A 13,454-nucleotide genomic window follows, 5' to 3' on the forward strand; every position below is an offset into this window, starting at 1 on the left:
CGGCTGAGGACCAGCGGGTGCCCGTGTTGCCGTCCACCGCGTTGGTGGCCGGGGTGCCGTAGTTCTCCTCGCTGGAGGCGGTGACCGGCTTGCCCTGAGCGGCGTTCGCCGTGCCGCAGCCGCCCGAGGGGGTGCCGCCGCCGACCGTGCCGAACACCTGGAACTCCCAGAGCGAGTAGCCGTACCCGGTGCCGCGCTGGGTGCCGTACATCCGCACGTAGCGGCCGGTGCCGGAGACGTTCAGCGTCTCGGCGCCCCCTGCGCCGGTGGTGGTGGAGTACGCGTCCGTCCAGGTCGTCCCGTCGGTGGAGAGCTGGATCCGGTACGCCTTGCCGTACGCGGACTCCCACTGGAGCACCACCTGGCTGACGGTGGCGACCGCCCCGAGGTCGATCTGGATCCACTGCGGGTCGCTCGCGGCTGAGGACCAGCGGGTGCCCGTGTTGCCGTCCACCGCGTTGGTGGCCGGGGTGCCGTAGTTCTCCTCGCTGGAGGCGGTGACCGGCTTGCCCTGGGAGAGCAGGGCCGGCGCCGCGTGGGCGCTCCAGGCGGGGACGAGGAGCAGCAGTCCGGCGACGAGGACGGCGGCGAGCACCGCCGCCAGCCCTCGTCCGGCCGGCGACGGGGGTGCAGGGCGGGCCGCCGCACGGGCGGGTGGAGCGAGCATGGGGGACTCTCCTGACGAGACGGTGGGGGGAGGCCGGCGGCAGGGGTGGGCCGCCCATTCCTGGGAGAGCGCTCTCGCAGTCATGGAGATGGTTGCCGCGATGTTTCCACGGTGTCAAGACCCCTGCAGCGATCCGCCGGACTGCCCATGCCTCGCCAAATCGACTGGTGTGCAGAGGTTTTGATCGCACGTCTTGACTTGGCGCACGAGCCGGGACAAGCTGCGGGCCGACGGGAGAGCGCTCTCCAATCCGTGATCCCAGCCATCTGCGAGGAGCCAGCATGCCCACCACCCGCCCCGGCCGGAGAACCGCGTTCCCGGCCGCCACCGCCGCCGCCCTGGCCGCCGTCCTCACCGCCGCCGGCTGCTCCAGCAGCGGCAGCGCCGCCCAGGACGACGCGAACGCGAAGATCACGCTGACCGTGAACCTGTTCTCCGACTTCGGCTACGCGGACCTCTACAAGCAGTACGAGCAGCTGCACCCGAACATCACCGTCAAGGAGAACCGCGCCGACCTCGGGGCGCACCACCAGAACCTCCAGGCCCACCTGCTCGCCGGCTCCGGCACCGCCGACGTCGAGGCGATCGAGATCGGGCAGGTCGCCGGCTTCCGGCCGCAGGCGGCGAAGTTCGTCAACTTCCTCGACAACGGGGTCACCAAGGACCAGTGGGTGCCGTCCAAGACCGCGCCCGCCTCCAGCGCGGACGGCAGCGCGCTGTTCGGCCTGGGCACCGACATGGGCGGCATGGCGCTCTGCTACCGCAGCGACCTGTTCAGGGCCGCCGGGCTGCCCACCGACCGCGACCAGGTCTCCGCGCTGCTGACCGACTGGCAGGCGTACACCGCGGCCGGCAAGGACTTCCTCGCCAAGAGCCCGAACAAGGGCGCCAAGTGGTTCGACAGCGCGGGCAACCTCTTCAGCGCGATCGTCGCCCAGGCCCCGACCGGCTTCTACGACGCCTCCGGCAAGCCGGTGGTCACCGAGAACCCGGCGGTCAAGCAGGCGTTCGACCTGGTCGCCGGCGCGGTCAAGGACGGCGAGTCGGCCGGCATCCAGGCCTTCACCCCGGCCTGGGACACCGGCTTCCAGAAGAGCCAGTTCGCCACCGTCGCCTGCCCCGCCTGGATGAGCTACGAGTTCAAGGCCAACCCGCCCACCGACGGCGGCCACTGGGACATCGCCAGGATCCCGGGCGGCGGCGGCAACTGGGGCGGCTCGTACCTGACCGTGCCCAAGTCCGGCAAGCACACCAAGGCCGCCGTCGAGCTCGCCAAGTGGCTCACCGCCCCCGAGCAGGAGGCGTGGCTCTTCAAGAACAAGGGCTACTTCCCCTCCGACCAGGCGCTGTGGAGCCAGCCCGACATCGCCGGGCACACCGACCCGCTGTTCAACGACGCGCCCACCGGCAAGATCTTCTCCCAGTCGGCCAAGGACCTGAAGCCGCAGCCGCTCGGCGCACACGGCGCGGAGATCGGCACCGCGCTCGGCAACGCGCTGACCTCCGTCGAACAGGGCAAGGCCGACCCGGCGACCGCCTGGACGAAGGCCCTCGCCGACGTCGCCAACATCACGGGCTGACCCGCCCACAGCCTCCCCTCCCCCGACACCGCCGGGCCGGCGCGGTCCTGACACCGCACCGGTCCGGCGGGCCACCCCGCAAGGAGCCCGCCATGGCCGCGACCGTGTCCGCCGACACGTCGCTGCGCCCGGCCCGTGCCCCGGCCGCCCGCTGGAGCCGCGTCGAGCGCCGCGCCTCGCCCTACCTGTACGTCGCCCCGTTCTTCGCCGTGTTCGGCCTTTTCGGGCTCTTCCCGATGCTGTACACCGGCTACGTCTCGATGACCGGCTGGCGGGCCGACCGGCCCGGCAGCGGGAGCACCTGGGTCGGGCTGGACAACTACCGCACCCTGCTGGCCGATCCGTTCTTCTGGAACGCGCTGAGGAACACCCTGGGCATCGGCCTGCTGGCGACCGTCCCGCAGCTGCTGCTCGCCCTGGGCCTCGCCCACCTGCTCAACTACCGCGTCCGCGGCCGGACGCTGTTCCGGCTCGGGGTGCTGCTGCCCAACGTCACCTCGGTCGCCGCGGTCACCCTGATCTTCGTCCAGCTCTTCGGCCGCGACTTCGGCCTGGTCAACTGGGCGCTCGGGCTGTTCGGGGTCGACCACATCGACTGGCAGGCCGGCACGCTCTCGTCCTGGACGGCCATCGCCGCGATCGTCACCTGGCGCTGGACGGGCTACAACGCGCTGATCTACCTGGCCGCGATGCAGTCCGTGCCGTTCGAGCTGTACGAGGCCGCGGCGATCGACGGGGCCGGCCGCTGGCGGCAGTTCCGCTCGATCACCGTGCCGCTGCTGCGGCCGACCATCCTCTTCACGGTGATCGTCTCCACTATCGGGGCGCTCCAGCTGTTCGGCGAGCCGATGCTCTTCAGCCAGCAGCAGGACCCGACCACGGGCGGTTCCCAGCATCAGTTCCAGACGCTGGCGCTGTACTCGTACAACCAGTTCTGGGGCCGCTTCAAGTACGGCTACGGGGCGGCGGTCTCCTGGGCGATGTTCCTGATCATCGTCGTCGTCGTGGCCGCCAACCTGCTGGCCGCCCGCCGGATGAAGGGCGTCGACGCCATATGAGCCGCAACCGCCAACTCTCCGCCGGCAGGGGCGTGTACGCGACCCTGACGGTCGGCGTCCTGCTGTCCGTCTTCCCGCTGTACTGGACGGTGGTCGCCGCCTCCCGGACGAATACCGACATCCACCGGGTGCCGCCCGTGCTGCTGCCCGGCGGCAACCTGCTGCACAACCTCGGCCAGGCCTTCGCCCGGACCGACATGCAACTGGCCCTGGCGAACTCCTTCGTGGTGTCCGCCACCGTCACCGCCGGCGTGGTGCTGACCAGTTCGCTGGCCGGATTCGCCTTCGCCAAGCTGCCGTTCCGCGGCCGCAGCCCGCTGCTCGCGACCGTGGTCGCCACCATGATGGTGCCGACCCAGCTGGGCATCATCCCGCTGTACATCATGATGGCCGACTGGTTCCACTGGGCCGACCACCTCCAGGCCCTGATCGTGCCGGCGGTCGCCAACGCCTTCGGGGTGTTCTTCCTGCGGCAGTACCTGGTCACCGCCGTCCCGGACGAACTCCTCGACGCCGCCCGGATGGACGGCTGCACCACCCGCGGCCTGTACTGGCACGTCGCACTCCCCGCCGCCCGGCCGGCCATGGCCGTGCTCGGCATGCTGACCTTCATGGCCACCTGGAACGACTTCTACTGGCCCAAGGTCGTGATGACCCAGCAGAACCCGACCGTCCAGCTCACCCTCTCCGAGCTGGCGAGCGGCTACATCAAGGACTACTCGCTGGTCCTGACCGGCGCACTGGTCGCCGGCCTGCCGGTGATCGCGGTCTTCCTGGTGATGGGCCGTCAGATCATCGACGGCATCATGCAGGGAGCGATGAAGGGATGACCGCCATCGACAGCGCCGACCTCGGCCTGCGGCTCGACCTCGACGCCCGGGCCCGGCTGGTCTCCGGCGGCGGGGTGTTCCGCACCGGTGCCGAACCGGCCCTCGGCATGCGGGCGATCGTCACCTCCGACGGCCCGATCGGGGTCCGCGGCGAGCGGTGGGACGAGGCGGACACCGCCCTCGCACTGCCCTCCCCCACCGCGATGGCCGCCAGCTGGGACGAGCGGCTGGTCGCCGAACTCGGCGCGCTGCTGGCCACCGAGGCCCGCCGCAAGGGCGTCGACATGCTGCTCGCCCCCACCCTCAACCTGCACCGGTCCCCGTTCGCCGGACGGCACTTCGAGTGCTTCTCCGAGGACCCGCTGCTCACCGGCCGGATCGGCGCCGCCTACATCACCGGGGTGCAGAGCGGCGGCGTCGCCGCGACGGCCAAGCACTACGTGGGCAACGAGTCGGAGACCGAACGGCTCACCATGACCGCGCGGATCGACGAGCGGACGCTGCGCGAGGTGTATCTGGCACCGTTCGAGGCCGCCGTGCAAGCCGGCGTCTGGGCCGTGATGTCGGCGTACAACGGGGTGAACGGCGAGCCGATGAGCGAGAGCCGGCTGCTCGCCGAACCGCTGAAGGGCGAGTGGGGCTTCGACGGTCTGGTGGTCTCGGACTGGGGCGCCGTCCGCTCCACCGAGGCGACCGGCGCGGCGCCCGTCGACCTCGCCATGCCCGGGCCCAACGAGCACTGGGGCGCGCGGCTGGCGGCGGCCGTACGGGCCGGACGGATCCCAGCGGACGCCCTGGACGACAAGGTCCGCCGACTGCTCCGGCTGGCCGGGCGGGTCGGGGCGTTCGACCCGCCGCCGGCACCTCGGCCGACCGACCCGGACACCGCCCGCGGGCTGCTCCGGCGCGCCGCGGCGGCCGGCGCCGTGCTGCTCGGCAACCGCGGCGGGCTGCTGCCGCTGGACGCCGGGGCGCTGCGCCGGGTGGCGGTGATCGGGCCGAACGCGGCGGTCGCCCGGATCCAGGGCGGCGGCAGCGCCGGGGTCTACCCGGAGGCCGTGGTCTCGCCGCTGGACGGCATCCGGGCGGCCGTTCCGCCCGGCACGGCCGTCGAGTACCGGCCGGGCGTACGGACCTCGGACCGCCCCACCCCGCTGGAGCCGGGCCTGTGCCGGCACCCGGAGACCGGCGAGCCCGGGCTGCGGGTGCGCTTCCGGGCCGCCGACAGCACCGTCCTCCACACCGAACACCGTCCCAGCGGGCGGTCGTTCGAGACTCCCGAGGCCGTCGACCTGACGGACCTGCGGGAGATCGAGATCCACACCGTGCTGCGGGTGCCGTTCGGCGGGCGCTGGCGGCTCGGGGTGGTCGGTCTCGGCGCCGTGCGGCTGTCGGCGGACGGCCGCACGGTGCTGGACGACCATGTCGCCGCGGAGTCCGACGACCCGACCTACCTGCACGTCACACCGTCGTTCCGGCAGGTCGGGGTCGACCTCGCGGCCGGGCGGGACGTCGAGCTGGTGGCCCGCCGGGTGGTGGAGCCCGGCCAGGGACGGGTGTTCGCGCTGGCCGCCGACCCGCCGCAGGAGGCGGCCGGGCAGGAGCTCGCCGACGCCGTCGGGCTGGCCCGCGGCGCGGATCTGGCGGTGGTCGTGGTCGGCACCTCCGAGGAGCACGAGAGCGAGGGCTTCGACCGCAGCACGCTGCGGCTGCCCGGCGGCCAGGACGCCCTGGTGGCGGCGGTCGCGGCGGTCAATCCGGCCACCGTGGTGGTGGTGAACAGCGGCGGGCCGGTGCTGCTGCCGTGGCGCGAGGAGGCCGCGGCCGTCCTGCTCGGCTGGTTCCCCGGCCAGGAGGGCGGCCACGCGCTGGCCGACGTGCTGTTCGGCCGGGCCGAACCGGGCGGCCGGCTGCCCACCAGCTGGCCGGCCGAGGAGGACGCCCCGGCCGTGCCCCACACCCGGCCGGCCGGCGGGGAGCTCGCCTACACCGAGGGACTGCACCTGGGGTACCGGGGCTGGCTGCGGACCGGTACGGCGCCCGCCTACTGGTTCGGCCACGGCCTCGGCTACGGGAACTGGGAGTACCTGGCGGCCGAGGTGCCGCGCCGGGTCGCGGCCGGGGCGGGACTGACCGTGCGGGTGGACCTGCGCAACACCGGGGTGCGCGCCTCGCGGGAGGTGGTCCAGGTCTACCTGGCCCGGCCGGCGAGCTCGGTGGAGCGCCCGGTGCGGTGGCTGGCCGGTTTCGCCGCGGTGCGCGCGGAGCCCGGCGAGCGGGTGACGGCGGAGGTGACGGTCTCCGCGCGGGCGCTGGCGCACTGGTCGGTGGCGGAGCGGCGCTGGCTGGCCGAGCCGGGCGGCTTCACCGTGCTGGTCGGCCCGTCGGCCGGGCACCTCCCGCTCTCCGCCCCGGTCGACGTCGCGGCCGGGGCAGGGGCCGGGGCCGGGGTCCCTGTCGAGGCCCGGGCCGAGGCCGAGGTGCGTGCTCCGGCCGAGGCCGGGACGGTCGCGGTGAGCGGGGACGGCTGACCGCACTCCGGACGGGGCGGCCGGGCGGCGCGGGCGTGCGGATACGCTGGCGCGGCCCATCCCGTCCCGTCCCCCGAGGAGCACAGCATGGATCCCGTGACCGACCGCACGATCCGCTGGGGAATCCTGGCGACCGGCGGCATCGCCGCCTCGTTCACGGAGGACCTGGCCGCGGTGGAGGGCGCCGAGGTGTTCGCCGTCGCCTCGCGGACGGAGGCCTCGGCCCGGGCGTTCGCGGACCGCTTCGGGGTGCCGCGGGCGTACGGGAGCTGGGCGCAGCTGGCGGCGGACCCGGAGGTGGACGTGGTGTACGTGGCCACCCCGCACGCCGGGCACCGGGATGCCGCCGCGCTGATGCTGGGCGCGGGCAAGGCGGTGCTGTGCGAGAAGCCGTTCACGCTGAACGCGGCGCAGACCGCGGAGCTGGTCGGGCTGGCCCGCAAGCGCGAGCTGTTCCTGATGGAGGCGATGTGGACGTACCTGGACCCCACGGTGCGCCGGATCGCGGAGCTGGTCGCGGACGGCGCGCTGGGTGAGGTGCGGGTGGTGCAGGCCGACTTCGGCTTCCCGGCCGCGTTCGACCCGGCGCACCGGCTGTGGGACCCGGCGGCCGGCGGCGGGGCGCTGCTGGACCTGGGCGTGTACCCGGTGGCGTTCGCGCAGCTGCTGCTCGGCGAGCCGGAGTCGGTGCAGGCGGTGGCGGCGCTGACCCCGCAGGGGGTGGATGCCAACACCGCGGTGGTGCTGGGGCACGCGAGCGGGGCGACGGCACTGCTGGGCTGCTCGCTGGTGGCGCAGAGCGGGCAGCGGGCGTCCGTGCAGGGGTCGGCCGGGCGGATCGAGATCGAGCGGGACTTCTTCCACCCGGAGGGGTTCGTGCTGCACCGCGACGGGCGGGAGCCGGAGGTGTTCCGCGCCCCGGCGCGGGTCGGGCACGGGTACGGCGTGGAGGCGGCCGAGGTGGTGCGCTGCCTGCGGTCCGGGCTGACCGAGTCGCCGCTGGTGCCGCTGGACGGTTCGCTGGCGGTGATGCGTACGCTGGACGCGGTCCGGGAGCGGATCGGGGTGCGGTACCCCGGCGACTGACGGCCCGGCCGGGATGGGGTCTGCCGTGGAACTGCTGCCGACCGCGGAGTTCGTCCGGACGCTTCCGCACGGCACGGTGTTCGCCTCGGCCCACCTCACCGACACCGAGGGGCGGCCGCTGATGCTGCGCTCGGTGTACGACCCGGAGCTGTGGCAGCTGGCGGGCGGCAATCTCGACTTCGGCGAGGACCCGTGGGGCTGTGCCCGCCGGGAGGTCCGTGAGGAGACCGGGCTGGTCCTGCCGGAGGAGCCGGGCCGGCTGCTGACCGTGATGTTCGCGCCGCCGGTCGGCGAGCTCCCGTTCAAGATCGGGTTCGTCTTCGACGGCGGGGTGCTGGACGCGGAGCAGCTGGCGTCGATCCGGCTCGACCCGGCCGAGCACACCGCCTTCAAGGTGCAGTCGCTGGGTGCGTGGGCGGCCGAGCTGAGCCCGCGTCGCCTGCGCTTCGTGGAGTCGGTGGACGGCGCCCGGCGCTCCGGTCGCGCCTCGTACCTGTCGCTGGGGCCGATCGGCGGCTGACGGGCCGACCGGTCCCGGCGGACGTGTTGACGCGGCCCCGCCGAAATGGTTCAGTGCGTGAACCACTGGGCCGGATGCCGGGGCACGCCGTGGTGCGGACCGCCGGAGCGGTGCGGCTTGTCGGAGCGTCGGAAGCGTCGGAAGCGGAGCATGGACACCCTGAAGGAACTCCAGGAGAGCGTCGTCGTCTCCGCCACCCCGGAGCAGGTCTTCGGCCTCGTCAGCGACGTCCGCCGGGTCGGCGAGTGGAGCCCGGAGTGCGTCGGCGTACTCGCCCGGCGGGGCCCGCTGCGCGAGGGCGACCGCTTCATCGGCCTCAACCGCCGCGGCCTGCACGTGTGGCCGACCACCTGCCGGGTCGCCCGGCTGGAGCCGGGGGCCGTCTTCGGCTTCCGGGTCACCGCCCTCGGTGTCCCGATCGCCCGGTGGACCTACCGCATCACGTCCGAGGCGGACGGCACCCGCCTCACCGAGGAGTGGGCCGACCTGCGCACCGGCTCGACCGGCGGCCTCGCGAAGTTCCTGGGCACCCTCTTCGCCGGTACCCCGCCGGAGAAGCGCATCGAGGTGAACCGCGCCGGCATGCGCACCACCCTGCAGGCCCTCAAGCGGATCGCCGAATCACCCGCGGACCGGGCCCCGGCCGCGGAACGCTGAACTCCCCGCCCCGGCCGACCGCCCGGCGCTACGCTCGGAGCACGCGCACCGGGGGCCGCGGAGTCCGGGTCCCCGTGCCGGTACGAGGGGGGTGCGGCGATGGCGGGGACCGGGAACGACCGGCCCGGGCAGGAGCCCGAGGAGCGGCGCACGGACTCGCTCTGGCGCGCGTTCACGGTGTTCGGCTGGTTGATGGCCGCCACGGCCGTGCTCTCCACCGCCTGGGTGCTCTGGCTGTGGGCGACCGGCGGACTGGACGGCACGGGGCCCTCGTTCGGCCCGTGAGCTGCGAGTACCTCGACAGATACCTGCGCAGGCCGGATCGGCGCCCGATCAGCCGGCGGCCAGCCAGTCGTGCCAGCGCCCTTCGACGAGGTCGGCGAAGGCGTCGTAGCCGGCCTCGGCGGGGTGGGCGCCGTCGCCGGTGCGGACCTCGTGCATCCAGGCCGTGCTGGCGCGCAGGGCGTGGTGGACGGCGACGTGCGGGACGCCGGCGTCGCGGCAGAGCGCGGCGTACCGCTCGTCGAGCAGTGCGGTGCGCTCGTTGTGGGCGGGGTCGGCGACCGGCGGCGGGCCGACGAAGAGGGTCGTCCAGCCGCGGCCGGCGGCGCGGTCGAGGATCCGGGCGAGGTTGGCGGCCGAAGCGTCGGGGGCGACCCGGGGGCGGCCGTCCTCGTGCACGGTGTCGTTGACCCCGAAGCAGAGCACCACGCGCCGCTCGGTGCCGTCCGGCAGGCGGCGCGCGCACTCGTCCTCCCAGCGTTCGGCGATGTCGGCCGAGGTGTTGCGGCGCACGCCCAGGTTGTACCAGGTGAGCAGGCCGCCGCCGGCGAGGGTGCGGGCGGCCAGCCGGCCGGCCCAGCCGCGTGCGGTCGGGTCGCCGACCCCGGCGGTGAAGGAGTCTCCGACGAAGCACACGCGGGGGTCCCGTTCCATGCCGCAGGACTCTACCGAGCCCCCGCCCCGCACCGCCGGCGGGGTGAGCTCCCGTCAGGCGTTGCGCATGATGCGGCGGGCGGCGGGCGGGCTGACCCGGTTGACCGCGAGCAGGCTGCGGGCGGCGCCGACCGGGGTGACGGCGCGGCCGTTGCGCAGGGCGGCGACGATCGCGGCGGCGGCGGCCTCCGCGGGGATCTTGCGGGCCGGGCCCTCGCGGCCGGCGGTCATGGCGGTGTCGACCAGCGGCAGCACGATCTCCTGCACCTTCACCTGCGGGGTGGTGTCCTCGGCCTGGTAGCGGAGCGCGTCGAGCAGGGTGTGCAGTCCCGCCTTGGCGGCGCAGTAGACGGGGGCGGTCCGCTTGGGGGCGTAGGCGAGGCCGGAGGTGACGGCGACGAAGGAGGCGGCGGGCCGGGCGGCGAGGTACGGCCAGCCGGCGGCGGCGAGTTCGGCGACCGAGGTGAGGTTGACGGCGAACTCGCGGCGGATCCGGTCGAGCAGGTCGCCGTCCGGGCCGCCGGTGAGCGGGATCGCGTACTGCACACCGGCGTTGGCCACGATCGCGTCGAGGCCGCCGAGGCGTTCGGCGGCCCGGGCCACGACCCGGGCGGCCTCGCCGGGCACGGCCAGGTCGGCGGTGAGGGAGATCGGGCCGCCGCCGTCGGCGGGGGTGTCCGCGGCGCTGCGGCCGCAGGAGGCGACGGTGGCGCCGAGGCCGGTGAGGGCGGTGACGAGGGCGCGGCCGACGCCGCTGGTGCCGCCGGTGACGAGGATGCGCGCGGTGCTGGGGTTCATGCCGCCCATGCTGGCCGGACGCACGGTCGGGCGCTTGTACGATCGCGCCATGCTGCGCCGCGCTGCCGCGCCGGACCGGACCGTGCACCCCGCGATGACCGCGGCGGTGCTGGCGGTGCTGTCGGCGGACGGGCCGCACGGAGCGGCGGCCGGGCGGGCGGCGGCGCTGGTGTCGGCGGGCGCGGGCGTGCCGGAGGACCTGCACGCGCGGCTGCTGACGGCGCTGTGCCGGACGGCCGGGTGGGGCGGGCTGGAGGAGGCGGCGCAGCGGCTGTTGGCGCCGGTGCTGCCGGCCGCGGCCGAGCGGTCCGGGGCGCTGCTGGATGCCGCGGGCCGGACGGAGTCCTGGTTGCACGTGGGGCACCGGACGGTGGCCGAGCCCGATGCGACCGGCCTGACGGTCGGTCATCTTCCTGGTTTCGGCGGGGTGCCGGGCCGGGCGGAGTCGCTGTTCGTCTGCGCGCTGCATGGTGAGGCGGCCGCGGCGGCGCCCGGCGCCCGCCGGCCGCGGCTGCTGGTGGCCGGGGCGGCCGTGGTGCGGATGGACGAGCTGTGCCGCGGGGCCGGTCCGCTGCCGCGGTGGCGGCTGGAGTGGCGGGGTTCCACGGCCCCGACGGCGGCCGGGCTGCCGGAGCGGCTGCGGACGGCCGTCCGGCGGGATCCGGCGGCGGCCTGGCGGCTCGGTGCGGCGGCGGCGCTGGTGCACGCCTCGCCGCGCACGGTCCAGCGCGAACTGGCCGCCGCGGGGACGACGTTCCAGGCGGAGCTGCTGGCGGTGCGCCTGGAGCGGGCGGCGCAGCTGGTGCGGCGGACGGCGCTGCCGCTCGCGCAGGTGGCGGCCGCGGCGGGGTTCGCCGACCACGCGCACCTGGCGAACCGGTTCCGGGCCGGCCTGGGGTGCGCGCCGTCGGAGTACCGGCGGCGTCCGGAGGCGGCGACGCTGTCCGGGCTGACGACGTGAGGGGGCGGGGCCGCACCGCGGCAGCCCTCTGGACACGGAGTGTCAAGAACATGTAAAACAACGTACTCCGGCGGTGCCTCCACCGCCGTGACCCCCTCTCAGGTTCGGCGCAACGCTCCCCGGGCTCCGCCGCAACCCCGCGCGGCCGGCCCGCTCCTTCCCTCACACCGAGGAGCACCATGCGCATTCCCCGTACTCTCGCCGTGGCCGCCTCCGTCGCCGTCGTCGCGGGCACCCTGGTGTCGGCGGCCGCACCGGCCGGCGCGACCGGCCGGCCCTCCCCGTCGGCCGATCAGGCCGTCCCCCGGGCCGAGGCGGCGCTCGGCGCGCACGCCGACCGGCTCGGCGTCACCGACCGGCAGACCCACACCGCGCGGGACGTGGTGGCGGACGCCGACGGCGGCCGGCACGTCCGCTTCGACCGCAGCTACGCCGGCCTCCCGGTGCTCGGCGGCGACCTGGTCGTCCACCTCGGTCCGGACGGCTCCTACCGCGGGGCGGACCGGGCCGCCACCGGCGACCTCGCGGTGGCCTCCACCACCCCGGCGGTGGCCGCGTCGGCCGCCGCTGCGCAGGCCGAGCGGACCCTCGCGGACGCACTGCCCGGCCGGACCCGGATCCGCCCGGGGGCCCGCCCGGAGCTGGTGGTGGACGCGCTGCACGACGCCCCGCGGCTGGCCTGGCTGACGACCGCGTCCGGCACCGACTACCTCGGAAACCCGGTGGCCCGCACGGTGCTCACCGACGCCCGCACGGGCGCCCGGATCGACGCCTGGGACGGCCTGGAGACGGCCGCCGGCGACGGCGCCTCGCTGTACGGCGGCACCGTCCCGCTGGAGACCACCGCGGTGAGCGGCGGCTACCAGCTCAAGGACCCGAGCCGCGGCAGCACGTACACCGGCGACGCGGCCAACAAGACCGATCTGTGCTTCGGTTCGATCTGCTTCAGCCGGGCGCCCGCCACGGTGTTCACCGACGCCGACAACCACTGGGGCACCGGCTCGACCGCGGACCGGGCGAGCGCCGCCGTGGACGCCCAGTACGGCACGAACGTCACCTGGGACTACTACAAGAACGTGCACGGCCGCTCCGGCATCGCCGGCGACGGCAAGGGCTCCTACAACCGGGTGCACTACGGCAGCGGCTACAACAACGCGTTCTGGCAGGACAGCTGCTTCTGCATGACGTACGGCGACGGCGACGGCAGCACCTTCGGGCCGCTGGTCTCCCTGGACGTGGCGGGCCACGAGATGTCGCACGGCGTCACCTCGCGCACCGCCAAGCTGACCTACTCGGGCGAGTCCGGCGGCCTGAACGAGGCCACCTCCGACATCATGGGCACCCTGGTGGAGTGGTACGCCGCCAACCCCTCCGACCCGGGCGACTACCTGATCGGCGAGCAGATCGTGAAGCCGGGCTTCGGCAAGCCGGCGCTGCGGTTCATGGACCAGCCCTCCAAGGACGGCAAGTCGGCGGACTGCTGGAGCTCCTCGGTCGGCGGCCTCGACGTGCACTACTCCTCGGGCGTCGCCAACCACTTCGCCTACCTGCTCGCCGAGGGCAGCGGCGCCAAGGTGGTCAACGGGGTGTCGTACTCCAGCCCGACCTGCAACGGGTCGACCGTCGCCGGGATCGGCCGGGACGCGCTGGGCCGCATCTGGTACCGCGCGCTGACGGTCTACATGACCTCCTCCACGAACTACGCGGGCGCGCGGACCGCGACCCTCAAGGCCGCGGCGGACCTGTACGGGTCCGGCTCCGCCGAGTACGCGGCGGTGGCGGCCGCCTGGTCGGCGGTCGCGGTCAACTGACCCGGGCGGGCGGGGCGCT

General features: G+C 74.7%; 13 protein-coding genes. 10 read left to right on the top strand and 3 right to left on the bottom strand.

From position 1 onward, the window contains the following. Positions 1-667: discoidin domain-containing protein (locus ACFV0G_RS18305; protein WP_380548264.1), on the bottom strand; the 667-nt coding region annotated here is incomplete at its 3' end. A gap of 281 nt (positions 668-948) precedes the next feature. Here ACFV0G_RS18305 and ACFV0G_RS18310 point away from each other — a divergent pair. The 8 genes from ACFV0G_RS18310 (at position 949) to ACFV0G_RS18345 (ending at position 9,214) form a co-directional block, all read left to right on the top strand. Then, positions 949-2,247, top strand: a complete 1,299-nt coding sequence (locus tag ACFV0G_RS18310) for an extracellular solute-binding protein (RefSeq protein ID WP_380548267.1) — start codon at positions 949-951, stop codon at positions 2,245-2,247. Positions 2,248-2,339: 92 nt separating this feature from the next. Continuing rightward, positions 2,340-3,305, top strand: coding sequence for a carbohydrate ABC transporter permease (locus ACFV0G_RS18315; RefSeq protein ID WP_380548270.1), 966 nt, complete (start codon positions 2,340-2,342; stop codon positions 3,303-3,305). Further along, a complete protein-coding gene (locus ACFV0G_RS18320) occupies positions 3,302-4,135 on the top strand; it encodes a carbohydrate ABC transporter permease (protein ID WP_380548273.1) in 834 nt (277 codons plus the stop codon). Before ACFV0G_RS18315 ends, ACFV0G_RS18320 begins: the two co-directional genes overlap by 4 nt. Next, complete coding sequence (locus ACFV0G_RS18325) at positions 4,132-6,666, top strand: glycoside hydrolase family 3 C-terminal domain-containing protein (protein ID WP_380548276.1); 2,535 nt, start codon at positions 4,132-4,134, stop codon at positions 6,664-6,666. The genes ACFV0G_RS18320 and ACFV0G_RS18325 overlap by 4 nt, the downstream gene beginning before the upstream one ends. An 87-nt stretch (positions 6,667-6,753) precedes the next feature. Continuing rightward, the gene (locus tag ACFV0G_RS18330; protein WP_380548279.1) at positions 6,754-7,752 is read left to right on the top strand and encodes a Gfo/Idh/MocA family protein; all 999 of its coding nucleotides are present in this window, start codon (positions 6,754-6,756) and stop codon (positions 7,750-7,752) included. Positions 7,753-7,777: 25 nt separating this feature from the next. Next, positions 7,778-8,272: an NUDIX domain-containing protein gene (locus tag ACFV0G_RS18335; RefSeq protein ID WP_380548282.1), complete on the top strand. Its 495-nt coding sequence runs from the start codon at positions 7,778-7,780 to the stop codon at positions 8,270-8,272. 150 nt (positions 8,273-8,422) lie between these two features. Further along, entirely contained in the window at positions 8,423-8,929 is a 507-nt protein-coding gene (locus tag ACFV0G_RS18340) for an SRPBCC family protein (protein ID WP_380548285.1), read from the top strand. Positions 8,930-9,028: 99 nt separating this feature from the next. Then, complete coding sequence (locus ACFV0G_RS18345; protein ID WP_380548288.1) at positions 9,029-9,214, top strand: hypothetical protein; 186 nt, start codon at positions 9,029-9,031, stop codon at positions 9,212-9,214. Positions 9,215-9,262: 48 nt separating this feature from the next. On the opposite strand, the gene ACFV0G_RS18350 is transcribed toward ACFV0G_RS18345, so the two are convergent. Further along, positions 9,263-9,865 carry a GDSL-type esterase/lipase family protein gene (locus tag ACFV0G_RS18350; RefSeq protein WP_380548291.1) on the bottom strand — a complete coding sequence of 201 codons (603 nt, stop codon included), beginning with the start codon at positions 9,863-9,865 and terminating at the stop codon, positions 9,263-9,265. A 54-nt stretch (positions 9,866-9,919) separates the two neighbouring features. Further along, a complete protein-coding gene (locus ACFV0G_RS18355; protein WP_380548294.1) occupies positions 9,920-10,663 on the bottom strand; it encodes an SDR family NAD(P)-dependent oxidoreductase in 744 nt (247 codons plus the stop codon). A gap of 49 nt (positions 10,664-10,712) precedes the next feature. Here ACFV0G_RS18355 and ACFV0G_RS18360 point away from each other — a divergent pair, with 49 nt between their 5' ends. Beyond that, positions 10,713-11,624 (top strand): helix-turn-helix domain-containing protein, encoded by a 912-nt coding sequence (locus ACFV0G_RS18360; protein ID WP_380548297.1) that lies wholly within the window; start codon positions 10,713-10,715, stop codon positions 11,622-11,624. A gap of 179 nt (positions 11,625-11,803) precedes the next feature. Further along, the gene (locus ACFV0G_RS18365) at positions 11,804-13,435 is read left to right on the top strand and encodes a M4 family metallopeptidase (RefSeq protein WP_380548300.1); all 1,632 of its coding nucleotides are present in this window, start codon (positions 11,804-11,806) and stop codon (positions 13,433-13,435) included. The last annotated feature ends 19 nt before the right edge of the window (positions 13,436-13,454 follow it).

This window comes from Kitasatospora sp. NPDC059571, from assembly GCF_042735675.1.
GTDB lineage: Bacteria > Actinomycetota > Actinomycetes > Streptomycetales > Streptomycetaceae > Kitasatospora.

Bases quoted from the DNA above. Each gene is read 5' to 3' on its own strand.
- ACFV0G_RS18310 (WP_380548267.1), top strand. From the start codon at position 949: ATGCCCACCACCCGCCCCGGCCGGAGAACCGCGTTCCCGGCCGCCACC.
- ACFV0G_RS18315 (WP_380548270.1), top strand. From the start codon at position 2,340: ATGGCCGCGACCGTGTCCGCCGACACGTCGCTGCGCCCGGCCCGTGCC.
- ACFV0G_RS18320 (WP_380548273.1), top strand. From the start codon at position 3,302: ATGAGCCGCAACCGCCAACTCTCCGCCGGCAGGGGCGTGTACGCGACC.
- ACFV0G_RS18325 (WP_380548276.1), top strand. From the start codon at position 4,132: ATGACCGCCATCGACAGCGCCGACCTCGGCCTGCGGCTCGACCTCGAC.
- ACFV0G_RS18330 (WP_380548279.1), top strand. From the start codon at position 6,754: ATGGATCCCGTGACCGACCGCACGATCCGCTGGGGAATCCTGGCGACC.
- ACFV0G_RS18340 (WP_380548285.1), top strand. From the start codon at position 8,423: ATGGACACCCTGAAGGAACTCCAGGAGAGCGTCGTCGTCTCCGCCACC.
- ACFV0G_RS18345 (WP_380548288.1), top strand. From the start codon at position 9,029: ATGGCGGGGACCGGGAACGACCGGCCCGGGCAGGAGCCCGAGGAGCGG.
- ACFV0G_RS18350 (WP_380548291.1), bottom strand. From the start codon at position 9,865: ATGGAACGGGACCCCCGCGTGTGCTTCGTCGGAGACTCCTTCACCGCC.
- ACFV0G_RS18355 (WP_380548294.1), bottom strand. From the start codon at position 10,663: ATGAACCCCAGCACCGCGCGCATCCTCGTCACCGGCGGCACCAGCGGC.
- ACFV0G_RS18360 (WP_380548297.1), top strand. From the start codon at position 10,713: ATGCTGCGCCGCGCTGCCGCGCCGGACCGGACCGTGCACCCCGCGATG.
- ACFV0G_RS18365 (WP_380548300.1), top strand. From the start codon at position 11,804: ATGCGCATTCCCCGTACTCTCGCCGTGGCCGCCTCCGTCGCCGTCGTC.